At 72.6% G+C, this 24,110-nt stretch carries 21 protein-coding genes; 14 read left to right on the plus strand and 7 right to left on the minus strand.

From position 1 onward, the window contains the following. Window positions 1-140 precede the first annotated feature (140 nt). Window positions 141-1,076, plus strand: a complete 936-nt coding sequence (locus ACFRAC_RS15655; protein ID WP_382924429.1) for a phosphatase PAP2 family protein — start codon at window positions 141-143, stop codon at window positions 1,074-1,076. A 71-nt stretch (window positions 1,077-1,147) separates the two neighbouring features. Here the strand turns inward: ACFRAC_RS15655 and ACFRAC_RS15660 are convergent, their stop codons facing one another. After that, window positions 1,148-4,141, minus strand: coding sequence for a bifunctional [glutamine synthetase] adenylyltransferase/[glutamine synthetase]-adenylyl-L-tyrosine phosphorylase (locus tag ACFRAC_RS15660; RefSeq protein ID WP_382924430.1), 2,994 nt, complete (start codon window positions 4,139-4,141; stop codon window positions 1,148-1,150). Between the two features lie 223 nt (window positions 4,142-4,364). On the opposite strand from ACFRAC_RS15660, the gene ACFRAC_RS15665 reads away from it, so the two are divergent. Beyond that, window positions 4,365-4,814 (plus strand): VOC family protein, encoded by a 450-nt coding sequence (locus ACFRAC_RS15665; RefSeq protein WP_382924431.1) that lies wholly within the window; start codon window positions 4,365-4,367, stop codon window positions 4,812-4,814. A gap of 63 nt (window positions 4,815-4,877) precedes the next feature. Here the strand turns inward: ACFRAC_RS15665 and glnA are convergent, their stop codons facing one another. Continuing rightward, window positions 4,878-6,239: a type I glutamate--ammonia ligase gene (gene glnA, locus ACFRAC_RS15670; protein WP_382924432.1), complete on the minus strand. Its 1,362-nt coding sequence runs from the start codon at window positions 6,237-6,239 to the stop codon at window positions 4,878-4,880. A 473-nt stretch (window positions 6,240-6,712) separates the two neighbouring features. Between glnA and ACFRAC_RS15675 the strand changes: the two genes are divergently transcribed. Both ACFRAC_RS15675 and ACFRAC_RS15680 read left to right on the plus strand, forming a co-directional pair. Continuing rightward, window positions 6,713-7,375: a DUF3105 domain-containing protein gene (locus ACFRAC_RS15675; RefSeq protein WP_382924433.1), complete on the plus strand. Its 663-nt coding sequence runs from the start codon at window positions 6,713-6,715 to the stop codon at window positions 7,373-7,375. Window positions 7,376-7,392: 17 nt separating this feature from the next. Continuing rightward, window positions 7,393-7,995: a DUF305 domain-containing protein gene (locus ACFRAC_RS15680; protein WP_382924532.1), complete on the plus strand. Its 603-nt coding sequence runs from the start codon at window positions 7,393-7,395 to the stop codon at window positions 7,993-7,995. 153 nt (window positions 7,996-8,148) lie between these two features. On the opposite strand, the gene panB is transcribed toward ACFRAC_RS15680, so the two are convergent. Next, window positions 8,149-9,024, minus strand: coding sequence for a 3-methyl-2-oxobutanoate hydroxymethyltransferase (gene panB / locus ACFRAC_RS15685; protein ID WP_382924434.1), 876 nt, complete (start codon window positions 9,022-9,024; stop codon window positions 8,149-8,151). A 201-nt stretch (window positions 9,025-9,225) separates the two neighbouring features. On the opposite strand from panB, the gene ACFRAC_RS15690 reads away from it, so the two are divergent. The 5 genes from ACFRAC_RS15690 (at window position 9,226) to ACFRAC_RS15710 (ending at window position 14,697) form a co-directional block, all read left to right on the plus strand. After that, on the plus strand, window positions 9,226-10,809 hold the full coding sequence (locus tag ACFRAC_RS15690) for an MFS transporter (protein WP_382924435.1): 1,584 nt from the start codon (window positions 9,226-9,228) through the stop codon (window positions 10,807-10,809). An 82-nt stretch (window positions 10,810-10,891) separates the two neighbouring features. Then, on the plus strand, window positions 10,892-11,521 hold the full coding sequence (locus ACFRAC_RS15695; RefSeq protein ID WP_382924436.1) for a TetR/AcrR family transcriptional regulator: 630 nt from the start codon (window positions 10,892-10,894) through the stop codon (window positions 11,519-11,521). A 189-nt stretch (window positions 11,522-11,710) separates the two neighbouring features. Further along, complete coding sequence (locus ACFRAC_RS15700) at window positions 11,711-12,763, plus strand: endonuclease/exonuclease/phosphatase family protein (protein WP_382924437.1); 1,053 nt, start codon at window positions 11,711-11,713, stop codon at window positions 12,761-12,763. 87 nt (window positions 12,764-12,850) lie between these two features. After that, complete coding sequence (locus ACFRAC_RS15705) at window positions 12,851-13,876, plus strand: ATP-binding cassette domain-containing protein (protein ID WP_382924438.1); 1,026 nt, start codon at window positions 12,851-12,853, stop codon at window positions 13,874-13,876. Then, window positions 13,873-14,697 carry an ABC transporter permease gene (locus ACFRAC_RS15710; protein WP_382924439.1) on the plus strand — a complete coding sequence of 275 codons (825 nt, stop codon included), beginning with the start codon at window positions 13,873-13,875 and terminating at the stop codon, window positions 14,695-14,697. Before ACFRAC_RS15705 ends, ACFRAC_RS15710 begins: the two co-directional genes overlap by 4 nt. 19 nt (window positions 14,698-14,716) lie before the next feature. Here ACFRAC_RS15710 and ACFRAC_RS15715 read toward each other — a convergent pair whose 3' ends face one another. Further along, window positions 14,717-18,016 (minus strand): BTAD domain-containing putative transcriptional regulator, encoded by a 3,300-nt coding sequence (locus ACFRAC_RS15715; protein WP_382924440.1) that lies wholly within the window; start codon window positions 18,014-18,016, stop codon window positions 14,717-14,719. A gap of 266 nt (window positions 18,017-18,282) precedes the next feature. Here ACFRAC_RS15715 and ACFRAC_RS15720 point away from each other — a divergent pair, with 266 nt between their 5' ends. Beyond that, window positions 18,283-19,083 (plus strand): site-2 protease family protein, encoded by an 801-nt coding sequence (locus tag ACFRAC_RS15720; RefSeq protein ID WP_382924441.1) that lies wholly within the window; start codon window positions 18,283-18,285, stop codon window positions 19,081-19,083. On the opposite strand, the gene ACFRAC_RS15725 is transcribed toward ACFRAC_RS15720, so the two are convergent. Together ACFRAC_RS15725 and npdG are read right to left on the minus strand one after the other, a co-directional pair. Then, the gene (locus ACFRAC_RS15725) at window positions 19,073-19,306 is read right to left on the minus strand and encodes a hypothetical protein (RefSeq protein ID WP_382924442.1); all 234 of its coding nucleotides are present in this window, start codon (window positions 19,304-19,306) and stop codon (window positions 19,073-19,075) included. The two genes, ACFRAC_RS15720 and ACFRAC_RS15725, sit on opposite strands and share 11 nt — an antisense overlap. Before the next feature lie 4 nt (window positions 19,307-19,310). Further along, window positions 19,311-20,036: an NADPH-dependent F420 reductase gene (npdG, locus tag ACFRAC_RS15730; protein WP_382924443.1), complete on the minus strand. Its 726-nt coding sequence runs from the start codon at window positions 20,034-20,036 to the stop codon at window positions 19,311-19,313. Between the two features lie 146 nt (window positions 20,037-20,182). On the opposite strand from npdG, the gene ACFRAC_RS15735 reads away from it, so the two are divergent. Both ACFRAC_RS15735 and ACFRAC_RS15740 read left to right on the plus strand, forming a co-directional pair. Beyond that, window positions 20,183-20,809 (plus strand): hypothetical protein, encoded by a 627-nt coding sequence (locus ACFRAC_RS15735; RefSeq protein WP_382924444.1) that lies wholly within the window; start codon window positions 20,183-20,185, stop codon window positions 20,807-20,809. 44 nt (window positions 20,810-20,853) lie between these two features. Next, window positions 20,854-22,182 (plus strand): MFS transporter, encoded by a 1,329-nt coding sequence (locus ACFRAC_RS15740; protein WP_382924445.1) that lies wholly within the window; start codon window positions 20,854-20,856, stop codon window positions 22,180-22,182. Here the strand turns inward: ACFRAC_RS15740 and ACFRAC_RS15745 are convergent, their stop codons facing one another. Next, complete coding sequence (locus ACFRAC_RS15745) at window positions 22,183-22,413, minus strand: hypothetical protein (RefSeq protein ID WP_361343794.1); 231 nt, start codon at window positions 22,411-22,413, stop codon at window positions 22,183-22,185. A 58-nt stretch (window positions 22,414-22,471) separates the two neighbouring features. Between ACFRAC_RS15745 and map the strand changes: the two genes are divergently transcribed. Both map and ACFRAC_RS15755 read left to right on the plus strand, forming a co-directional pair. Next, window positions 22,472-23,329: a type I methionyl aminopeptidase gene (map, locus tag ACFRAC_RS15750; protein ID WP_382924446.1), complete on the plus strand. Its 858-nt coding sequence runs from the start codon at window positions 22,472-22,474 to the stop codon at window positions 23,327-23,329. Between the two features lie 132 nt (window positions 23,330-23,461). After that, a complete protein-coding gene (locus ACFRAC_RS15755) occupies window positions 23,462-24,109 on the plus strand; it encodes a heme oxygenase (biliverdin-producing) (RefSeq protein WP_382924447.1) in 648 nt (215 codons plus the stop codon). The last annotated feature ends 1 nt before the right edge of the window (window position 24,110 follow it).

Raw genomic sequence — 24,110 nt, forward strand, 5'->3', positions numbered from 1 at the left:
CCGATCGGCGGGACACCCCCTAGGGGTGTCCGGGACCTGCGGCCTACTCCCCCGGGAGGAGAGCAGCGGCGGAAAGTGCGTCACGGACCCGACCGGAGGATGATCGGTCGGAGAAGTCTTTTCTGGCAGACTCTGTGCCCATGGGTGACGCTACCGTGACGACACGCGAAGGCCCTGAAGAAGCCGTTCCGCAGCCCGTCGCGGAGAGGACGGGGCCGGGACTCCCGCGCCGGATGCGCGCGCCCCGACGACCGCGCCTGTGGTTCGAGATCCTGCTGATCGCGGTGAGTTACTGGACGTACTCCCTGATCCGCAACGCCGTCCCGGAGCAGCGCGCCGAGGCCCTGAGCAACGCCGACTGGCTGTGGCGGCTCGAGTACCGTCTCGGCATCGCCGTCGAGGAGTCCGTCAACCACGCGGTGAACGGCGTGACTTGGCTCATCGTCGGGATGAACTACTACTACGCCACCCTGCACTTCGTGGTGACGCTCGCAGTCCTGGTCTGGCTGTACCGCCGGCACCCCGGCCGCTACGCGGCGACCCGCCTGGTCCTCTTCGCGACCACCGGCGTGGCCCTGGTCGGTTACTACCTGTATCCGCTCGCTCCCCCGCGGCTGATGACGAACACCGGCTTCATCGACACGGTCCAGGCCCACGACACCTGGGGCTCGATGGCCTCCGGGGACCTGAAGAACATGTCGAACCAGTACGCCGCCATGCCGTCCATGCATATCGGCTGGTCGGTGTGGAGCGGTCTGACGATCTTCATTCTGGCGAGGACACCGTGGGTCCGCGTCCTCGGCCTGCTCTACCCGGCCGCGACCCTCGTCGTGATCGTCGCGACGGCCAACCACTTCTGGCTCGACGCGGTCGGCGGTCTGGTCTGCCTGGCGTTCGGCTACGGGGTGGCCCGCCTCTGGTACGGGGCGCAGCCCTACGCGCTGCCCCGGGCGGTTCCCGGCTGGGCCGGGGCCCCGAAGCCGCCGTCACCGGCCGTCGGCGCGCGCCTCCCCGCTCCGGTGGCCGCCGAGGACGAGCAGAGCCCGCCGGTACCGGCCGCGCCGTCGGCGCCGTAGGCCGGGTCCGTCACGTCCCGCCTGCCGTCCGGGCGGACGACGCGACGTCACGGCCACGATCCGGCCGCCGCTCATCCGCCGTAGAACAGCTCCTCCACCACGCCGCGTGCCCGCCGGGCCGTACGGCGGTAGTCGTCCAGCATGTCGCCCACGTGACCGGGCTCGTACCCCAGGTACCGGCCGACCGCCGCCAGCTCGCGCGGGTCCGACGGGAAGGTGTCGCCGGCGCGTCCGCGCACCAGCATCACGGCGTTGCGCACCCGGGTCGCCAGCACCCACGCCTCGTCCAGGATCCCGGCGTCCTCCTCGCCGATGAGCCCGGCCGCGAGGGCCGCGGCCAGCGCCTCGCGGGTTCGGGTGGTGCGCAGTCCCGGCTCCTCGGCCCCGTGCCGCAGCTGGAGCAGCTGGACGGTCCACTCGACGTCCGAGAGCCCGCCGGGGCCGAGCTTGGTGTGCAGCTTCGGGTCGGCGCCACGCGGCAGGCGCTCGGACTCCATGCGCGCCTTCAGCCGCCGGATCTCCCGTACGGCCTCCTCGTCGAGCCCCCGCGCGGGATAGCGCAGCGGGTCGATCAGCTCGACGAACCGTCCAGCCAGTTCCGCGTCGCCCGCGACCGGCTCGGCCCGCAGCAGCGCCTGCGACTCCCACCCCAGCGACCAGCGCCGGTAGTAGGCCGCGTACGAGTTCAGGGTGCGCACCAGTGGCCCGGACTTGCCCTCGGGGCGCAGATCGGCGTCGATCAGCAGCGGCGGATCCGCGCTGGGGATCTGGAGCAGCCGCCTCATCTCCCCCACCACGCGGTTGGCCGCGGCGGCGGCCTCCTGGTCGTCGACGCCCTCGCGCGGCTCGTGCACGAACAGGACGTCCGCGTCGCTGCCGTAGCCGAGCTCGTGCCCGCCGAAACGGCCCATGCCGATGATCGCGAAGCGGGTGGGCAGGGTGTCGCCCCAGCCCTCGCGGACGACCGCGCGCAGGGTGCCGGCCAGCGTCGCCGCCGTGAGGTCGGAGACCGCGGCGCCGACCCGGTCCACGAGGGCGCCCTGGTCGGCCTCGGCCGGCTTGGTCTCGGTGCCGTAGGAGTCGACGATGTCGGCGGCGGCCGTGCGGAACAGCTCGCGGCGCCGGACGCCACGGGCCGCCGTGACGCCCTGGACGGCGTTGTCGGCGCGGCGCACCGCCGCCAGCACCTCCTGCTCCAGGTGGGCCCGCGTGCGCGGCTCCAGACCGCCGTCGCCGTCGCCGAGGAGCGCGACGGCCTCCGGGGCCCGCATCAGCAGGTCCGGGGCGAGCCGGCCCGCCGACAGGACCCGGGCGAGGTTCTCGGCGGCGGCGCCCTCGTCGCGCAGCAGCCGCAGGTACCAGGGGGTCTTGCCGAGCGCGTCGGAGACCTTGCGGAAGTTCAGCAGCCCGGAGTCCGGATCGGCGGAGTCCGCGAACCAGCCCAGCAGGACGGGCAGCAGGGTGCGCTGGATCGCCGCCGCGCGGGTCACCCCGGAGGCCAGCGCCTCCAGGTGCCGCAGCGCCGACGCGGGGTCGGCGTAACCGAGGGCCACGAGCCGTTCGCGGGCCGCGCCCGCGCTGAGCCGGGCCTCGCCGGGGGCGAGCTGGGCGACGGCGTCCAGCAGCGGCCGGTAGAAGAGCTTCTCGTGCAGCCGCCGTACGACGCTGGTGTGCCGCTTCCACTCACGGGTCAGCTCGGCGACCGGGTCGGCGCGCAGGCCGAGGGAGCGGCCGATGCGGCGCAGGTCGGCGTCGTCCTCGGGGACCAGGTGGGTGCGGCGCAGCCGGTGGAGCTGGATGCGGTGCTCCATGGAGCGCAGGAAGCGGTAGGCGGCGTCGAGCTGGGCGGCGTCGGCCCGGCCGACGTAGCCGCCGGCGGCGAGGGCATGGAGGGCGTCCAGGGTGGTGCCGCTGCGCAGGGCGGCGTCGTCGCGGCCGTGCACCAGCTGGAGCAGCTGCACGGCGAACTCGACGTCCCGCAGCCCGCCGGGGCCGAGCTTGAGCTGGCGGTCGACCTCGGACGCCGGGATGTTCTCGACGACGCGGCGGCGCATCTTCTGCACGTCCGCGACGAAGTTGTCGCGTTCGGCGGCCTTCCACACCAGGGGCCGCAGCGCGGCGACGTACTCCGCGCCCAGCTCCAGGTCGCCCGCGACCGGGCGGGCCTTCAGCAACGCCTGGAACTCCCAGGTCTTGGCCCAGCGCTGGTAGTAGGCGAGGTGGCTGCTGAGGGTGCGCACCAGGGGGCCGTTGCGGCCCTCGGGGCGCAGGTTGGCGTCGACGGGCCAGATGGAGCCCTCGACGGTGGTCTCGGAGCAGATCCGCATCATGTGCGAGGCGAGCCGGGTGGCGGCCTGCAGGGCCTTGCCCTCGTCGGCGCCGTCGGCGGTCTCGGCGACGAAGATGACGTCGACGTCGGAGACGTAGTTGAGCTCGTGGCCGCCGCACTTGCCCATCGCGATCACCGCGAGCCGGCACTGCGCGGCGTCCTGCGGGGCGTCGGCCATGGCGAGGGCGAGGGCGGCGCGCAGGGTGGCGGTGGCGAGGTCGGCGAGCTCGGCGGCGGTCTGGGCGAGGTCGGTGGTGCCGCAGACGTCGCGGGCGGCGATGGACAGCAGGCAGCGCCGGTAGGCGACGCGCAGGGTGACGGGGTCGACGGCCTCGGCGAGGGCCCGTTCGAACTCCTCCACCCCGGGGTGCAGGTCGCGCGGCTCGTAGGTGACCAGGGTCTGCCAGTCGCCGGGGTGCCGGGCGAGGTGGTCGGCGAGGGCGGCGGAGGCGCCGAGCACGCCGAGCAGCCGGTCGCGCAGCGGCTTGGCCGCTATCAGCGTGTCGAGCAGTTCGCGCCGGTCGGCGGGGCCGGGCTGGGCCTCGGTGAGCCGGACGAGGCCGTTGAGCGCGAGGTCGGGGTCGGCGGTGGCGCCCAGGGCCTCCAGGAGGACCGGGTCGTTCCTGAGGGGGGTGAGGTCGGGGCTGTCCAGGAGGCGTTCGGCGGCCGACGGGTCGGTGAAACCGTGCCGCAGCAGCCGAGTGAACGTACTGCTCCTGCGTCCCGGCGCCGTCATGCTCGCCCTCCCGTTCCGATCAGGGGTGTACGCGTCCGATCAAGGCCGTACGTGATCGAGCCTAGCCGCAGTCCCGGCCGTCGGCGCCGACGCGTCCTCACGCGGTCGCCGGCGGGCGGATGTGTCCAGTCCGGGCGTTTCGGTGGCGCCTCGTACCGATTTCGGCTTCGGTAAGGGGGAGCCGTTCAGCCAGACCCGCCGCCGTCGACCCTGGAGACCGCTGATGGACTTCACCCTCGAAGTGATCCCGCTGCCCGTGACCGACATCGACCGGGCCCGTGACTTCTACCGCGACAAGGTCGGCTTCCACGTCGACATCGACCAGGAGGTCATGCCGGGCATGCGCATCGTCCAGCTGACCCCGCCGGGTTCCGGCTGTTCGATCGCCCTGGGCGACAGCATCTGGGACATGACCAAAGGCGAGACCGTGCCGCAGCCCGGCTCCTACCAGGGCCTCCAGCTCTGCGTGGCCGACATCAAGGCGGCGTACGCGGAGCTGCGCGAGCGGGGCCTGGACGTGTCGGAGCCGGTGCAGTACGCGCCGGACGACGGCGCCACCTTCATGTACTTCAAGGACCCCGACGGCAACGGCTGGTCCGTCCAGGAGTACCGCCGCCGTACGAACCAGCCGCTGCACGCGGTGCTGGCGGAGCAGGCGGCGGCCGCGGAGTAGGCCCCCGGGACGCCGAAGGGGCCGGCGGTCCGTGACCGCCGGCCCCTGTTTTCCCGGAGGTGCCTACAGCACCGGCAGGTTCTTCCGCAGCTCGAAGGCCGTGACCTCGCTGCGGTACTCCTCCCACTCGCTCTTCTTGTTGCGCAGGAAGAAGTCGAAGACGTGCTCGCCGAGGGTCTCGGCGACCAGGTCGCTGTTCTCCATGAGGGTCAGGGCCTCGCCGAGGTTCTGCGGGAGGGGCTCGATGCCCATCGCGCGGCGCTCGGCGTTGGAGAGGGCCCACACGTCGTCCTCGGCGCCGGGCGGGAGTTCGTAGCCCTCCTCGATGCCCTTGAGGCCGGCGGCGAGCAGGACCGCGTAGGCGAGGTACGGGTTGGCGCCCGCGTCCAGGGAGCGGACCTCGACGCGGGCCGAGCCGGTCTTGCCCGGCTTGTACATCGGGACGCGGACCAGGGCGGAGCGGTTGTTGTGGCCCCAGCAGATGTACGAGGGGGCCTCACCGCCGGCGCCCGCGGTGCGCTCGGAGCCGCCCCAGATGCGCTTGTAGGAGTTCACCCACTGGTTGGTGACCGCGGAGATCTCCGCCGCGTGCCGCAGCAGGCCCGCGATGAAGGAGCGGCCGACCTTGGAGAGCTGGTACTCGGCGCCGGACTCGTAGAACGCGTTGCGGTCGCCCTCGAAGAGGGAGAGGTGCGTGTGCATGCCGCTGCCCGGGTGCTCGGAGAACGGCTTCGGCATGAACGTCGCCTGGACGCCCTGCTCCAGCGCCACCTGCTTCATGACCAGGCGGAACGTCATGATGTTGTCGGCCGTGGAGAGCGCGTCGGCGTAGCGCAGGTCGATCTCCTGCTGGCCGGGGGCGCCCTCGTGGTGGGAGAACTCCACCGAGATGCCCATGGACTCCAGCATGGTGATCGCCTGGCGGCGGAAGTCCATGCCGATGTTCTGCGGGGTGTGGTCGAAGTACCCGGAGTTGTCGGCCGGGGTGGGGCGGGTGCCGTCGACGGGCTTGTCCTTCAGCAGGAAGAACTCGATCTCCGGGTGCGTGTAGAACGTGAAGCCCAGGTCGGAGGTGCGGGCGAGGGCGCGCTTGAGGACGTAGCGCGGGTCCGCGAAGGACGGGGAGCCGTCCGGCATGAGGATGTCGCAGAACATCCGGGCCGTGCCGGGGGCCTCGGCGCGCCACGGCAGGATCTGGAAGGTCGACGGGTCGGGCTTGGCGATCATGTCGGACTCGTAGACGCGGGCGAAGCCCTCGATCGCGGACCCGTCGAAACCGATCCCCTCGTCGAAGGCCTGCTCCAGCTCGGCGGGGGCCACGGCCACGGACTTGAGGAAGCCCAGCACGTCCGTGAACCACAGCCGTACGAACCGGATGTCGCGCTCCTCCAACGTCCGGAGCACGAACTCCTGCTGCTTGTCCATCTTCCGCTTCCCCATCCTTGCTGGTCAGGCCGCCTGTCCCCGGTGCTGCGGAAGGCGGTCGGGCACCTGAGCATCCCACCACACCACGGTTTCCGGCGCGTTGCGGGCCTTGATCGTGGGATCGACCCCGGCCGAACGCCCGGCGGTCGGCAGGGGTGCCGCCGCGGTGTCGGGTGAACCGCTCTGCCGCCCATATTGCCTGCTCGCACCGACTTCCGTAATCGCTGCCCCTGCCGGACCGGCCCCGCTACCATTTGCATACCGTATGCATGTTGTGATGAGGGTGAGCGGTCACCCCCGTGGCGAGGCCGTCACCTCCTAGGTGCGCCCGGCCGACGGCGGCCCGGTGCCGGGACAATCGAGGCGGCCGTCCCCGTGATCCGGCCGTTGTCGTCACCTCCCTACGAGAGGCCACCCCTTCCCCATTACGATCAGCGAACCCGACCGCCCCTTTCGCCGAAGGACATGACCTCATGGGCTCCGCCAAGAACAGGAACAGTGCCGAGCGCAAGGCGCGGATAGAGGAGATGCGGCGGGCCGAGCGGGCCCGCGAGCGCCGCGGCCGCGTCATCACGATCAGCGTCTCCGCGGTGATCGTCGCCGCTCTCGTCGTCGGCGGGGTCGTCCTCGTCCGCTCGCAGACCGGTGACGACGAGGCCGCGAAGCCCGACAAGACCTCCGGGAAGTTCGTCGCCGGCGACGACGGCGTGAACACCTGGAAGGGGAAGCTGGCCAGCACCCACGTCGAGACGAGCGTGACGTACCCGATGGAGCCCCCGGTCGGCGGCAACCACCACCGGGCCTGGATGAACTGCAACGGCGACGTCTACACCAAGGAGCTGCGGCGGGAGAACGCCGTGCACTCGCTGGAGCACGGCGCGGTGTGGGTGACGTACACGTCCAAGGCGTCCAAGTCCGACGTCGACGCGCTGGCGGCGAAGGTGAAGCAGACGCCGTACACGCTGATGAGCCCGGACGAGAAGCAGAAGGACCCGATCATGCTGAGCGCGTGGGGGCACCAGCGCACGGTGAAGAGCGCGGACGACCCGGCCGTCGGGAAGTTCTTCGAGACCTACGTCCAGGGCAAGCAGACGCCCGAGCCGGGCGCGGCCTGCACGGGTGGTCTGCCGGAGTGAGGCGGCACATCGGCTGGATGGCGGGGACCGCGGCGGCCGTCCTCGTCGCCGCCGGCGCGATCACCTACGCGGCCGCCGGGGACGGCTCGAACGACACGGTCCCGGACGCCGGCTCGGCGGACGCGGGGTTCGCGCGGGACATGGCCGTGCACCACCAGCAGGCCGTGGAGATGGCGTACGTCGTGCGCGACCGCACGGACGACGAGGACGTGCGCCGGCTCGCGTACGACATCGCGCAGACCCAGGCCAACCAGCGCGGCATGCTGCTGGGCTGGCTGGACCTGTGGGAGCTGCCGAAGGTGTCGGCGGACGCGCCGATGACCTGGATGGGCATGGGTGACATGCCCTCCGCCGGGGAGGGCTCGCTGATGCCGGGCATGGCGACCGACGCGGAGATGAAGAGGCTCGGCACGCTGAACGGCAAGCAGGCGGAGGTCTTCTTCCTGCAGCTGATGACGGCCCATCACAAGGGTGGCATCCACATGGCCGAGGGCTGTCTGGACAAGTGCGCGGTCGGCGTGGAGAAGAGGCTCGCGCGGACGATGGTGAACGGGCAGCATGCGGAGATCGACCTGATGGCCGACATGCTGCGCGAACGGGGCGCGAAGCCCCGGCCGTAGCCGTCGAAGTGGCGTGCTGGTCCACGTGGTTGACGGACCTTCCGGGGACGCGGGTTCCCGGGCGTGCACGGTTCGCCGCGCACGGAAAGCGCCCCGCCGACGGGGGAAGATCGGCGGGGCGCTCGGTGCCGCAGTGGTTCAGGGGGCGGGCCGTCAGTGGACGGAGTGCTCCTCGCTCGGGAAGGTCCCGCCGACGACGTCCTCGGCGAAGGCCTTCGCCGCGTCGCCCATGACCCGGCGCAGATCGGCGTACTGCTGGACGAACTTCGGGACGCGGCCGCCGGTCAGGCCCATCATGTCGGTCCACACGAGGACCTGGGCGTCGGTCTCGGGGCCGGCGCCGATGCCGACGGTCGGGATGTGCAGGACGCGGGTGACCTCGGCGGCCAGTTCGGCCGGCACCAGCTCCAGGACGACCGCGAAGGCGCCGGCGTCCTGGACGGCCTTGGCGTCGCGCAGGAGCTGCGCGGCCGCCTCCTCGCCGCGGCCCTGGACGCGGTAGCCCATGGCGTTGACGGACTGCGGGGTCAGGCCGATGTGGGCCATCACCGGGATGCCGGACTCGACCAGCAGCTCGATCTGGCGGTGCGAGCGCTCGCCGCCCTCCAGCTTGACCGCGCCGACGCCGGCCTCCTTGACCAGCCGGGTCGCCGAGCGCAGCGCCTGCACCGGGCCCTCCTGGTAGGAGCCGAAGGGCAGGTCGCCGACGATCAGGGCGCGGGAGGTGCCCCGGACGACGGCCGCCGACAGCATGGTCATCTCATCGAGGGTGACGGGCACGGTGGTCTCGTAGCCGAGGTGGCAGTTGCCCGCCGAGTCGCCGACGAGCATGACCGGGATGCCTGCCTCGTCGAACACGGACGCGGTCATCGCGTCGTACGCGGTGAGCATGGGCCACTTCTCGCCCCGCTCCTTGGCGAGGGCGATGTCGCGGACGGTGATGCGGCGGGTGCTCTTGCCTCCGTACAGCGCCTTTCCGGCGTCGGAGGGCTTCCCCTGAGGCGTCTGGGCAGCCGAGAGCTGCGTCATGGCAACGGCTCCTTCATGTCATCTCGAGGCGCCCTGACGGCGTCCCCGGACCAGGTCCATGGTGGCACTTCGTGCCGGGCGGGGCCAGACCGCCGCATGTGAGTTCCGCCCCGCGCCCGTGACCGTTTCGTCACGTAAGGTTCGGGTAAGAATTTACGATACGAGACGGACCCGTATCGTTATGACGCTACGGTCGGCACCATGACTTCTCCCGCCCCAGTCACCCGCATACCGGAGGCGGTGCACCGGCGCCGTTGGGCGATCCTCGGTGTGCTGATGCTCAGCCTCCTGATCGTCGTGCTGGACAACTCCATCCTCAACGTCGCCATCAAGACCATCTCGACGCCCGCGCCGACCGGCCTCGGCGCCACCCAGAGCGAGCTGGAATGGGCGATCAACGCCTACACCCTCGTCTTCGCCGGGCTGCTGTTCAGCGCGGGCGTCCTCGGGGACCGGCTCGGCCGCAAGAAGGTGCTGCTCGGCGGTCTCACCGTGTTCGGCATCGGTTCGGCGCTCGCCGCGTTCTCCGGCTCGCCGGGCGAGCTGATCGTCTTCCGTGCCGTCATGGGCCTCGGCGCCGCGTTCGTCATGCCGGCCACGCTCGCGGTGCTGATGAACGTCTTCGAGCGGGACGAGCAGCCCAAGGCCATCGGCATCTGGGCCGGCGGCGTCGGCCTCGCCATCGCCATCGGGCCGATCACCGGCGGTCTGCTGCTCGACCACTTCTGGTGGGGCTCGGTCTTCCTGATCAACGTGCCGATCGTGCTGCTCGCGCTCGCGCTGATGCTGTGGCTCGTCCCGGACTCGCGCGACCCGCGGCCCGGCCGGATCGACCCCGTCGGTGTGGTGCTCTCCGTGGTCGGCCTGGTCCTGCTCGTGTACGGCATCATCAAGGGCGGCCAGCTCGCCGACTTCACCGATCCGGCGGTCCTGCTGACGATCGCCGCCGGCCTCGTGGTCCTCGCCGCCTTCGTGATCTTCGAGAAGCGCAGCGACCACCCGTCGATCGACGTCGGGTACTTCCGCAACAAGGTCTTCTCGGCCGCGGTCGGCGTCATCGCGCTGGTCTTCTTCGCCCTCATGGGCGTGACGTTCTTCTCCGTCTTCTACACCCAGAGCGTGCGCGGCTACTCGCCGCTGGAGGCCGGCCTGCTGATGCTGCCGCTCGCCGCCGCCCAGATGATCTTCGCCCCGCGGGCCCGGCTCCTCGTCGACCGGATCGGCCACCGGGCCACCACCACCGGCGCCATGGTCCTCATCGCCGCCACACTGGCCTCCTTCGCCACCTTCGAGGCGGACACCCCGATCTGGCTCCTGGAGGTCGTCTTCTTCGTGATGGGCGCCGCGATGGCGCACATCATGACGCCCATCAGCGTCGTCATCATGCAGGCCCTGCCGCGCGAGAAGGCCGGTTCCGCCTCCGCGCTCAGCAACACCTTCCGGCAGGTCGGCGGCGCCCTCGGCATCGCGGTGCTCGGCTCGGTGCTGTCCACCGCCTACCGGGGCGGCATCGAGGACCGGCTCACCGCGCTCCCGGAGGGCGTGCGGCACACCGCGGGCGAGTCCATCGAGGCCACCCTCGGGGTCGCCGAGAGGCTCGGCCCGCGCGGGGAGGCCCTCATCGGCCCGGCCCACGACGCGTTCCTGCACGCCATGCATGTCACGGCGCTGTGGGGAGCCGGCGTCGCGGTGCTCGGCGCGGTCGTCGTGGCCCTGTTCCTGCCGGGGCGGCCCGCCGGCCCGCGCGAGGACGAGGGGGAGAAGGAGCTCGTGACGTCCGAATAGCGCGGACGCGCGGACGCCGTCGTTCCGGCGGCGTCCGCACCGGGGGAGAATCGGCCCGGCCCCACGGAAAGGAGCGACCCCAGTGAGCGTCGCCGACAGTCGTCCCCCGCAGGACGGCCCCGCCCGGGGCCGCCCCCGCAGCGAGGCCGTGGAGCGGGCCATCACCGAGGGCGTGCTGAAGCTCCTGGAGGACGGCGTGCCGCTCGCGGAGCTGTCCATCGAGCGCATCGCGCGCACCGCGGGCGTCGGCAAGGCCGCCATCTACCGTCGCTGGAGCGGCAAGGAGGAGCTGTTCGTCGACATCGTGCGGGCCGCCGAGCCGCAGTCCCCCGAACTGCCCGGCACCTCGCTGCGCGACGACGTGGTGGCTCTGCTCGAACAGGTCAGGCAGCGCGGCCTGATGACCCGCTCGTCGGTGCTGCTGCACAACGTGATCGCCCAGATGAAGACCAGCCCGAAGCTCTGGGAGGCCTACCGGACGAACGTGATCGAGCCGCGGCGCCGCAAGCAGCACGCGATCCTGCGGCGCGGCCAGGAGACCGGCGAGCTGCGCACGGACGTCGGTATCGACGTGATGAACGACATGGTGTTCGGCCCGATGCTGGTGCGCGCCGTGATGCGCCCGGACGCCGACCTCCCGGAGGGTCTCGCGGAGCAGATGGCCGACGCCGTGCTCGATGGCCTACGGCCCGTCAGCCCGCCCAGGACCTAGGAGGTGGTGCGCGTTCCGTCACAGAACGCGCGTTCTTCCCAGGACGGCGGAACTGCCCGGGCCCGCTTCCACGTCCTCGCCCCCGTACGGCCGTCTTCAGGACGGCGGGAACGGAGCCGATCATCCCCTAGGGTTTTCTCTGGGCGCGGGGGGACGACGGTGTTGCACGGCAGGTAGTGAGGCGACGGTATGGCGCAACAGGCGTACGTGACGGAGACGGACGACGGCGGCCCGGGGCACGAGCGCCGCAGGCCCGGGCTCCGGCGCCTGACGGACCGCCTGACCGCCGGATGGTGGCGCGATCCGGGCGTCTGGCGCCGCGGACTGGTGCCGGCGGTCCTCGCCCTCGCGCTGGCCCTGGTGATGGTGCTGCACGCGCAGATCCCCAACGCGATCGGGAACCTCGGCAGCCTCACCGAGACGTTCCTGCCCTGGCTCGGCGTGTTCGTCCCGCTGCTGCTGGTGCTGGGCGTGGTGCGCCGGTCGGCGACCGCGCTGATCGCCGTGCTGGTCCCGGCGATCGTCTGGCTGAACCTCTTCGGCGGACTGCTCACCGACAAGACCGGCACCGGCGGCGATCTGACGGTCGCCACGCACAACGTCAACGCCGGGAACCCCGACCCGTCCGGCACGGCCCGGGACGTCGCCGCGTCCGGCGCGGACGTGGTGGCCCTGGAGGAGCTGACGGCCTCGGCGGTGCCGGCGTACGAGAAGGCGCTCGCCTCGACGTACCGGTACCACTCGGTGCAGGGCACGGTCGGGCTGTGGAGCAGGTACCCGCTGACCGGGGTGCGGCCGGTCGACATCCGGCTGGGCTGGACCCGCGCCATGCGCGGGGTGGTGGACACACCGTCCGGCGAGGTCGCGGTCTACGTCGCCCATCTGCCGTCGGTGCGCGTGAAGATGGAGGCCGGGTTCACCGCCCGTCAGCGCGACAAGAGCGCCGACGCGCTGGGCGAGGCCATCGCCGACGAGCGGGTGGACAGGGTGGTCCTGCTCGGCGACCTGAACGGCACGATGAACGACCGCGCGCTCAACGCCGTCACCGCCCAGATGCGCTCGACGCAGGGCGCGTCCGGCACCGGGATGGGGTTCAGCTGGCCGGCGCGGTTCCCCATGGCCCGGATCGACCAGATCATGGTCAAGGGTGTGGAGCCGTCCAGCTCGTGGACGCTGCCCAGGACCGGGAGCGACCACCTGCCGGTCGCGGCGCGCGTCGAGGTCGGCCCGTCCGTCTCCTGAGCGGGAACGGGGCCGCCGACAGAGCGGCCGGCGGGGTGTAGGCGGGCTGTCGGCGGTTTGTCGGTGGCGTCTGCCACTGTCGGTGCCATGACGCGAATCGACAACACGCCGGGCGGCGCGAGCGGCGCCGTCTCCGTACGGGGGATGGTCAAGCACTACGGCGAGACCAAGGCACTGGACGGTGTGGACCTGGAGGTCCGCGAGGGCACCGTCATGGGCGTGCTGGGGCCGAACGGCGCCGGCAAGACCACCCTCGTACGCATCCTGTCCACCCTGCTGACCCCGGACGCCGGGCAGGCCACCGTCGCGGGTTACGACGTCGTGCGGCAGCCCCGGCAGCTCCGCCGGGTCATCGGCCTGACCGGGCAGTACGCCTCCGTCGACGAGAAGCTCCCCGGCTGGGAGAACCTGTACCTCATCGGACGGCTGCTGGACCTGCCCCGCAAGGAGGCCCGCACCCGCGCCGACGAGCTCCTGGAGCGCTTCTCGCTGACGGAGGCGGCCAAGCGGCCCGCCTCCACCTACTCGGGCGGTATGCGCCGCCGGCTCGACCTGGCCGCCTCCATGATCGGCCGGCCGGCCGTGCTGTTCCTCGACGAGCCGACGACGGGCCTCGACCCGCGCACCCGCAACGAGGTGTGGGACGAGGTCAAGGCGATGGTCGGGGACGGGGTGACCGTCCTGCTCACCACCCAGTACATGGAGGAGGCCGAGCAGCTCGCCTCGGAGCTGACGGTCGTGGACCGCGGCAAGGTCATCGCGGGTGGCGGGATCGACGAGCTCAAGGCGAAGGTCGGGGGCCGCACCCTGCGGATCCGGCCGACCGACGCCCTCGAACTGCGGCCGCTCGCCGGGTACCTGGACGACCTCGGCATCACCGGGCTCGCCAGCACCACCGTCGACGCCGAGACGGGCACCCTGCTCGTCCCCGTCCTCAGCGACGAGCAGCTGACCGCGATCGTCGGCGCCGTCACCGCGCGCGGGGTCACCCTCGCCTCCATCACCACCGAACTGCCCAGCCTGGACGAGGTGTTCCTCTCGCTCACCGGCCACCGCGCCAGTGCGCCCCAGGACGCCGTGCCCGCCGACGACCGCGAGGAGGTCGCCGTATGAGCGCCGCCACCATCACCACCGAGACCCGTCCCACCGACGACGCGCGGATCCCGCTGCGCGGGCACCTGCGGCACACCGGCGCGCTCGTCCGCCGCAACCTGCTGTGGATCCGGCAGGACCCCGAGTCGATGGCCGACGCGCTGCTGATGCCGGTCATCTTCACCCTGCTGTTCGTGTTCGTCTTCGGCGGCTCGATCGGCCAGGCCCTGGGCGGCGGGCAGGACCAGTACGTCCAGTACGTGATCCCCGGCATGATCGCGATGATGAGCATGACGCTGTCGCAGGGCGTCGGCACCGGGTTCAGCCAGGACTTCAACTCCGGTGTCATGGACCGCTTCCGGTCGCTGCCGATCGGGCGCGGCTCGGTGCTCTTCGCCAAGATCTCCGTGGAGCTGCTGCGGATGCTGTTCGCGACGGCGGTGCTGATGGTCGTCGCGGTCCTGGTCGGCTTCGAGATCACGCACTGGGCCGGGCTGTTCGCGGCGGTCGCCCTGTCCACCGCGTTCGCCTCGTCCATCATGTGGGTGTTCCTCACCCTGGGCGTGATGATGAAGAGCGCGCAGTCCGTACAGGCGATGGGCTTCCTGGTGCTGTTCCCGCTCCAGTTCGGCTCGTCGATCTTCGCGCCGACGACGTCGATGCCGGGCTGGCTCCAGGCGTTCACCGACTACAACCCGCTGTCCACGCTCGCCGACGCGGCCCGCGGGCTGATGGTGGGCGGGCCGGTCGCCCACGACCTGTGGGTGACGCTCGGCTGGTCGGTGCTCATCACGGCCGTGATGGCGCCGGTCGCGATCCACAAGTTCCGCACCAAGACCTGACGTCCCCGTCCGGAACTCGTCACACGAGGGCGGCGGCCTCCAGCGGGGAGAGGCCGCCGCCCTCCGCGTACGCCGCCTCGTAGGCGGCGTCGCCGAGCACGGCGCGCGCGCCCGCCACCGCCTTGCGGCGCACCTCCCGCTCCTGGCAGCTCGGGACGTGCCGGTCCGGCTGGAGCCGTTCGGCGGCGCCGAGGCAGACGGCGGCGTCCCGGGCCCGGCGGCCGCCGTCGGCATGGACCAGGGCGAACGCGGCGGTGGTCAGGTAGGCGGCCCGCATCTGGGGCGCGATGGCCACGGCGAGCGGGTCCTCGGCGCGTTCCAGTGCCTTCCTGATCGTCTCCAGGGCCTCGTCGGCCCGCCCGTCGAGGGCGTCCAGCCAGGCCTCGGAACCGAGGATGAACGCGTCGAAGACGATGAAGTGGGCGATCTTGAACTCCTCGCGCAGCAGCCGCAGCTGCTCCCGTGCCTCGGGGATCCGGTCGGTCATGCTGAGCCACCCGGTCAGGACGAGCCGGGCGAACGGCATGGCGTGCTCGCTCACCCCGCTCCCCTGCTCGATGACCCGGCGCAGCAGACTCTCTCCCCGTTCCCCCTGCCCCGCCTCGATCAGGGCGCCGGCGAGCCGGGCCTCGAGGACACCCACCTGGGCGTGGGCGCCGAGCCGCTCGGCGTGGTCGATGCCGGCCTCGTAGTCGGCGGCGGCCCGGAGGTAGGCGCCCCGGCGCTCGTGGGCCTCGGCCCGCGCCGAGTACGCCTCGGCGGTCCCCCACAGGTCGCCGAGGTCCTGGAAGATCTCCAGCGCCTCGTCGGCGTCGGCGATGGCGTCGCCCGCCCAGTCGGCGCGGTTGGCCAGCAGGTTGGCCCGCAGCTGCAGGCCGGCGGCGAGGTCCCAGCGGTAGCCGGGATGCTCACGGCAGGTGCGGATCGCGGCGTCGACGACGTACCGCAGCCGGTCCATGTCGCCGGTGAGCATGACGGCGAAGAACCACAGGGAGCCCGGGGAGCGGCAGACCTGCGGGTGGCCCGGCTCGTAGGTCTCGGCGATGATCCGCAGCTTGGACTGCGCCTCGGGGGTCTGCCAGGCGTCCAGCTCGGTGTCCATGCAGGCGAGGTGGATCAGGTGCAGCTCACGCCGGGCCTCGTCGCGGACCTGGCCGGTCCAGGGCGGCGGGGTGTCGATGCAGCGCTCCCACAGGGGCTCGGCGCGGCGGACCGGTTCGGTGAACGGGTCGGGCCCGAGGTCCTGCACCTCGCGCGACCAGGTGCGGGCGACGATCCGCAGGTCGCGCATCTGCCAGTACCAGGCCATGGACAGCACCAGGCACAGCGCCTCCTCCTCGTCCCGCGCGGCGACCGCGTGGTGGAGGGCGGCCCGGATGTTCTCGCTCTCGCGCTCCAGCCGGCCGATGGCGGCGAGCTGGCCGTGGCCGCGCAGCGACGCCTCGGTCGTGCGGGCGAGTTCGCGGTAGTACGTCAGGTGCGCGCGTTCGGCCTCGGCCCGCCGGCCGGTCCCGTCGAGCCGTTCGGCGGCGTACTCGGCGACGGTCTCCAGGAGCCGGTAGCGCATCCGGCCGTCGTCCGTGGCGGACGCCACCACGAGGGACTTGTCGACGAGCGAGCCCAGCGCCTCCAGCGCCGCAGGGCCGCACACGGCCTCCGCGGCGGCGAGGTCGCAGCCGCCCGCGAAGACCGACAGCCGGCCCAGCACCTCGCGTTCCTCGTCGTCCAGCAGCTCCCAGGACCAGTCGACGACGGCCCGCAGGGTCTGCTGGCGGGGCAGCAGGGTGCGGCTGCCGGAGGTGAGCAGCCGGAAGCGGTCGTCGAGCCGGTCGGCGATCTGCCGGGGGGTGAGCATCCGCAGCCGGGCGGCGGCGAGTTCGATCGCGAGGGGCAGGCCGTCCAGGCGCCGGCAGATCTCGGCGCAGGCCGCGGCGGTCTCCTCGTCGGCCTCGACGCGGAAGCCGGGCCGCGCGGAGGCTCCCCGGTCGGCGAGCAGGCGCAGCGCGAACGGCTCGGGCAGCGGCTCGACGGGGCGCAGCAACTCGCCGGGGACGCCCAGGGGTTCACGGCTGGTGGCGAGCACCGTCAGGCCGGGGCAGCGCTCCAGCAGCCGCTCGACGAGGCGGGCGGCGGCGTCGACGACGTGCTCGCAGTTGTCGAGGATCAGCAGCATGCGGCGTGGGGCGCAGTACTCGGAGAGCCGGTCGACGGGGTCGTCGTGCCGTTCGGTACCGGCCCGCATGGCCTCGGCGCCGGCACCGTACAGGACGGTCTCGCGGGCGCCGAGCGCGGTGAGGACGGCCTCGGGGACGGCCCGGGGGTCGTCGACCGGGGCGAGCTCGGCCAGCCACACGCCGTCCGGGGCGGCGTCGCGCACGCTCTCCGCGGCCTCCTGGGACAGCCGGGTCTTGCCGGCGCCGCCGGGGCCGAGCAGGGTGACGAGCCGGGCGGTGGCCAGGTCCCCGCGGATGGCCGCGATGTCGGGCTCGCGTCCGACGAAGGAGGTGAGCCGGGCCCGGAGGTTTCCGGCCGGGGCGGCCGGCGGACGCGGGCCGTCGCCGGTGCGCGCCGGGGCGGGCCGGGCGTCCGGTCCGGGGCGCAGCAACTCACCGTGCAGGGCCCGCAGTTCCGGTCCGGGGTCGGAGCCGAGGCGGGTGGACAGCAGCCGGCGTACGTCGTCGTAGGCGGCCAGGGCCTCGGCGGGGCGGCCCGTGTCGCGCAGGGCGCGCAGCCGCAGGGCCTGGAGGGGTTCGTCCAGGGGGTGGGCGTCGCACAGCGCGGTCAGCTCGGGCAGCGCCTGCTCGGCGCGGCCGAGCGCGAGGGCCGCCGTGTGCCGGGCGCGCAGCGCGTCGAGGTGCCGGGTCCGTACGCGGGCCGCCTCGGCGGTGTGGTCGGGCAGATCGGCGAGGGCGGGGCCCCGCCACAGGGCGAGGGCGTCGTCGAGGACACCGGCCGCCTTGGCGGGGTCGTCGTCGGCCAGCGCGCGCAGGCCCTCGCCGGTGAGCCGTTCGAACCGGTGCAGGTCGACGTCGTCGGGCGCGGCGGCGAGCCGGTACCCGCCGTCCTCGGACCGTACGGCGTCGGCGCCCAGGGCCCGCCGCAGCCGGCCCACGAGCGCCTGGAGCGCCCCGGTGGCGTCGGCGGGCGGTTCCGCGCCCCACACCTCGTCGGCCAGCAGCCCCACGGGCACGGCCCGGCCGGCGCGCAGCGCGAGCACGGTGAGCAGGGCCCGCAGCCGGGCCCCGCCGAGCGGGACGGCCCGGCCGTCGGGGCGGAGTGCCTGGGTGGTGCCGAGGATGCGATAGCGCACGGGATCCATTGTCTCTGGTGGGCTCGGGGCGGGTCACGGGGCCGGCGGAGGAGGCGCGGCGGCCCCGGGGTGCGGGGGCCGGGGTCCAGCCTCCCCGGAACCCCGGCCCACCGCGAGACGTTTTCCGGGTGGGCCGTGTCTGTCGGATCAGCCCGGCTCCGACCGGCGGCGCCTTGTCGGTGCCGTGAGCCCCGCGACCCCGGGCCGGTCCGACGGACACGGCCTGCGCCCGGTACGGTCGGGCAGGCCCGCACGCCCGAGATCCAGGGAGCCCCATGACCACCGCCCTCAGCCGCCACAGCGAACGGCGGATCAGCCCCGTGTTCCTCGGGATCGTCGCGGTCACCGCGGTGACGGGGTGGGCCACCTGGACCGGGTTCGCGCAGCAGCCGGGCCTCGCCGTGTTCCTGTTCGTGACGGCCGCCTGGATCGTGTCGCTGTGCCTGCACGAGTACGCGCACGCGCGCACGGCGCTGCACAGCGGCGACATATCGGTCGGCGCGAAGGGCTACCTCACGCTGAACCCGCTGAAGTACACGCACGCGCTGCTCAGCATCGTCCTGCCGGTCGTCTTCGTGATCATGGGCGGCATCGGTCTGCCCGGCGGTGCGGTGTTCATCGAGCGCGGGCGGATCAGGGGCCGCTGGCGGCACAGCCTGATCTCCGCGGCCGGGCCGCTGACCAACGTGCTGTTCGCCGTCGTGTGCACGGCCCCGTTCTGGCTGGGCGCGCTCGACGGCGTCCCGCGCGACTTCCGGTTCGCGCTGGCGTTCCTCGCCCTGCTCCAGGTCACGGCGGCCGTTCTGAACTTCCTGCCGGTGCCGGGTCTGGACGGGTACGGCGTGATCGAGCCCTGGCTGTCGCGGGACGTCCGGCGCCAGGTGGAGCCGTTCGCCCCGTTCGGGCTGCTGTTCGTCTTCGCGCTGCTGTGGGTGCCGGAGATCAACAGCGGGTTCTTCGACATGGTCGACGCCGTGCTGCGCGCCCTGGGCATCGGCGAGATCGACACCTACTGCGGCTACGACCTGTTCCGCTTCTGGCGGGACGGGAACGAGCTGTGCTCGGTCATCCGGTGACGGAGTCCCGCCGGGCGTCCCGGGCGCGCTTCACGTAGTACCAGGTCATGTTCGACGACAGGCCCGCCAGCAGGATCCACACGATCCCGAGCCAGCTGCCCCGGGCGAAGGCGACGACCGCCGCGGCCACGGAGAGCAGGCAGACGACGAGGGTGTAGTAGGCGAGGCGGGGCATGGGGTCGGCTCCTGGTCGGGGGACACTGCTGTGCCCAGTGTCCCCCATCGCCTCATACGTCCGTGACGCGGAGTCCCGCGTGCGCCTTGTAGCGGCGGTTCACCGAGATCAGGTTCGCGACCAGCGCCTCCACCTGGTGGGCGTTGCGCAGCCGCCCCGCGAAGACGCCCCGCATCCCGGCGATACGGCCCGCCAGCGCCTGGACGATCTCGACGTCGGCCCGCTCCTCGCCGAGGACCATCACGTCGGTGTCGATGCTGTCGATCTCGGGGTCCTCCAGGAGGACCGCCGACAGGTGGTGGAAGGCCGCGGTGACCCGGGAGTCCGGGAGCAGGGCGGCGGCCTGCTCGGCGGCGCTGCCCTCCTCGGGTTTGATCGCGTAGGCGCCCTTCTTGTCGAAGCCGAGCGGGTTGACGCAGTCGACGACGAGCTTGCCGGTCAGCTCCTCGCGCAGGGACTCCAGCGTCTTGCCGTGTCCCTCCCACGGCACGGCGACGATCACGACGTCGCTGCGCCGGGCGCATGCGGCGTTGCCGGCGCCCTCGACGCCGTGACCGAGCTCCTCGGCGGCGGCCTGCGCGCGTTCGGCAGCCCGGGACCCGATGATCACCTTCTGGCCGGCCAGGGCGAGCCGGTACGCGAGGCCCTTGCCCTGCGGTCCGGTGCCGCCGAGCACACCGACGACGAGCCCGGAGACGTCGGGGAGGTCCCAGGGATCCTTGGCCGGTGCCTTGGCGGGGGTCCCGGCGGACTGCTGTGCGCTGTCGCTAGAGGTCATGGGCCGACTTTACGTCCGTAGGGCCGACGGCGGAGGACGAGGTGGTGAGGCGGGTCGGACAGGTGTGCGAGCGGATACCCCCGGGGCGGGCGAATCCGGGGTGAACGGCGGGCCACGCGGAGGCGGCTGGGGCAGGATGCGGCCCTATGGATGCCGTACGGGTCGCATTGCTGCGGGAAGTGCTCGCCGGGACCGAGTGGTTGGGGGCGACGCGGCGGTTCGCCGGGACGCTGCGGACCTCGGCGGTGGCGCACGGCGGCGGGCTGCTGCTGGTCGGCACACGGGAGTACGAGCCGTGGCACCTGGCGGCGCACCTGGTGGACGAGGCCGCGTGGTCGGGGACGCCCGAGCTGGCCCCGACCCTGGTGCGGCACGACGCGCGCGCCTCGGACCCGGCCCATCTGGCGGTGGGGCTCGGCCGGCTGGCGGCGGCGCGGCGCGGGGAGACCCTGCTGGTGGTGGCGCCGTCGGCGGCGCCGTGTCCGGACGGGTCCGGGCGGGGGGCGCCGCTTCTGGAGCGGGTGTACGACGCCCGGCGGGCGGGTGCGACGGTGCTGGTGCTCGGCACCGGCGAGGGCGAGCTGACGGCGATGTCCCATGAGCGGCTGATCGTGCCGGAGGGCGCCGAGCTGGACCTGGACACCGTGCAGCACCTGGTGAGCGCGGCGGCCGGCGAGAATCCGCTGCCGTCCCGCCGGGGGCGCCGCCGGCTGCGGGACCGGCTGTCGCGCCTCGCGGACGCCCTGACGGCGCCGCCGCCCCCGCGCTGGTGAAAACCGTTTGCCCGCGTCACCGGCCCGGCCGACCATGACCTGTCGTGACCGACGACTCCCTCACCGACAGCGCGCCCGCGTCGCGGCTGCGCGCCGTGCTCCCCGACCTCACGCCCTGGCGGGCCTCGGCCGACTTCCGCAAGGTGTGGCTGGCGGGGCTGATCTCCACCTTCGGCAGCTTCCTGACGTTCGTGGCGCTGCCCGTGCAGATCAAGGAGCTGACCGGGTCGGCCGCGGCGGTCGGCGCGATCGGCGCGGTGGAGCTGGTGCCGCTGGTCGTGTGCGGGCTGTACGGCGGCGCGCTCGCCGACGCGCTCGACAAGCGCGGGCTGATCGTGTGGACGGAAGCCGGTCAGGCCGTGCTGAGCGCGGTGCTGCTGCTGAACGCGCTGCTGCCGCGGCCCTCCGTCTGGCCGCTGTACGCCGTGGCCGCCCTGTCGTCGGCGCTGGTGTCGGTGCAACGCCCGGCGCTGGACGCCCTGTTGCCCCGGATCGTGGCCCACGACCACCTGCCGGCCGCCGCCTCCCTGAACGCGCTGCGCTGGCAGGTGGGCGGGGTGGCGGGTCCCGCGCTGGCCGGGGTGGTCGTCGCGTACGCGGGGCTCGGCTGGGCGTACGCGGCGGACCTGGTGACCTTCGTGGTCTCCGTGCTGTGCGTGATCGGCCTGGCCCCCTCGCCGCCCTCGCACGAGGCGGCGAAACCGTCCCTGCGGGCGATCGCCGAGGGCGCCCGGTACGCGTGGAGCCGCAAGGAGCTGCTGGGCACCTACGTCATCGACATCGCGGCGATGCTCTTCGCGCTGCCGCTGGCCGTCCTGCCGTTCCTCGCCGACGAGTTGGGCGCGCCCTGGGCGCTGGGCCTGATGTACGCCGCCGTCCCGGCCGGCGCGATGCTGGTGAGCCTGACGAGCGGCTGGACCGCGCGGGTGCACCGGCACGGGCGGGCGGTGGTGCTGGCGGCGGCGCTGTGGGGGGCGGCGATCACGGCGGCCGGCCTGTCCCACGAGGTCTGGCTGGTGCTGCTGTTCCTGACGCTGGGCGGCGCCGCGGACATGGTCAGCGGGCTGTTCCGCGGGGTGATGTGGAACCAGACGATCCCCGACGAGCTGCGGGGCCGGCTCGCCGGGATCGAGCTGCTGTCGTACTCGGTGGGCCCGCAGGTGGGCCAGACCTCCATGGGCGGGGTCGCGGCGTGGAAGGGCGTGCGGACCTCGGTGTGGTCGGGCGGACTGCTGTGCGTGGGCGCGGTGGGGCTGCTGGCGCTGTGCCTGCCGAAGCTGATGACGTACGACGCGCGCACGAACGAGCACGCGGTACGGCTGCGCGAGCGGCGGGCGGCGGCAGCAGCCGCACCGGCACCGGTGGAAGGCTGATCAGTCGCCGTCCGCCGGGCCCGTCCGGGAGTCGTGCCAGCGGGGGTCGTTCTCCCACTCCAGGTTGCGCTCGCGTGCGAGGTCCATGGCGTGCTGGGCCTCCTCGCGGGTGGGGTACGGGCCGAAGCGGTCCTTGGCCGGGCAGTCCGGCCCCTCCTCGACCTTCTTGTGGACCAGGCAGTAGTACCACTCGCCGGGCTTGCCGTCCGTGCGCTTCTTGAACAAGGCCATGACCAGCTCCTCTCGCCACCGACATGTTCCCCCATGACCGCTGGTTAGACTCGCTGGCATGTCTGGCCAGTCGCTGCTCGTTCCCGGGGAGCTGTCCCCCACCCGTTCCGTACCCGGCTCCATCCGCCGCCCCGAGTACGTCGGCAAGCCCGCGCCGACCCCGTACACGGGTCCGGAGGTGCAGACGCCGGAGACCATCGAGGCGATGCGTGTCGCCGGCCGCATCGCCGCCCGCGCGATGGCCGAGGCGGCGAAACTGATCGCGCCCGGTGTGACGACGGACGAGTTGGACAAGGTGGCGCACGAGTACATGTGCGACCACGGCGCCTACCCCTCCACGCTCGGCTACCGCGGTTTCCCCAAGTCGCTGTGCACCAGCGTCAACGAGGTCATCTGCCACGGCATCCCGGACTCGACGGTGCTGCGCGACGGCGACATCGTCAACCTGGACGTGACGGCGTACATCGGCGGGGTGCACGGTGACAACAACGCCACGTACCTGGTCGGTGACGTGGACGAGGAGAGCCGGCTGCTGGTCGAGCGCACCCGCGAGTCGCTGAACCGCGCCATCAAGGCGGTCAGGCCGGGCCGGCAGATCAACGTCATCGGCCGGGTGATCGAGTCGTACGCCAAGCGCTTCGGCTACGGCGTGGTGCGGGACTTCACCGGTCACGGCATCAGTTCCTCGTTCCACTCGGGCCTGATCATCCCGCACTACGACAGCCCGCACGCGACGACGGTGATCCGGCCCGGGATGACGTTCACGATCGAGCCGATGCTGACGCTGGGCACCCACGAGTACGACATGTGGGACGACGGCTGGACCGTCGTGACGAAGGACCGCAAGCGCACCGCGCAGTTCGAGCACACGCTGGTGGTGACGGAGACGGGCACGGAGATTCTCACCCTGCCCTGACCCGGTCCGGCCCCCCGCGCGTCCGTCCACGACCCGTCCTCTGCGGAGGGCGGGTTTTCTCGGTACCCTTTTACCGACACCACGTCGGCAAACCTATTGACTTAGGTAAACCTCACTTCAGAAAATGCCACCATGGACTCCTTTTCGACCGTCATTCGCACCGCCTCCCAGGAGCAGCACACCGAGGCCGAGACCTCGACGTTCATGAGCGACCTGCTCGGCGGCCACCTCGGTGTGGACGCGTACGCGCGGTACACGGAGCAGCTGTGGTTCGTCTACGAGGCGCTGGAGACGGGCGCCGACGGACTCGCGGCGGACCCGGTGGCCGGCCCCTTCGTCCGGCCGGAGCTGTTCCGGCTCCAGGCGCTCGAACAGGACCTGGCCCATCTGCGGGGCCCTGAGTGGCGGTCCGGCCTGACGGCCCTGCCGGCGACGCGGGCCTACGCGGACCGGGTGCGCTCCTGCGTGCGGGAGTGGCCGGGCGGCTACCTCGCCCACCACTACACCCGCTACCTCGGCGACCTCTCCGGCGGCCAGATCATCCGCGACCGGGCGGAGCGGACCTGGGGCTTCGCGCGCAAGGGCGACGGGGTCCGGTTCTACGTCTTCGAGGGGATCACGAACCCCGCCGCGTTCAAGCGGGAGTACCGCGCGCTGCTGGACGGCGTCCCGGCGGACGACCTGGAGAAGCAGCGGATCGTCGCCGAGTGCAAGAAGGCGTTCGCGCTGAACACCGCGATGTTCCAGGCGCTCGGCGAGGAGTTCCCGCTGAGCGCCTGAG

The organism is Streptomyces sp. NPDC056628 (assembly GCF_042792555.1).
Lineage (GTDB): Bacteria > Actinomycetota > Actinomycetes > Streptomycetales > Streptomycetaceae > Streptomyces.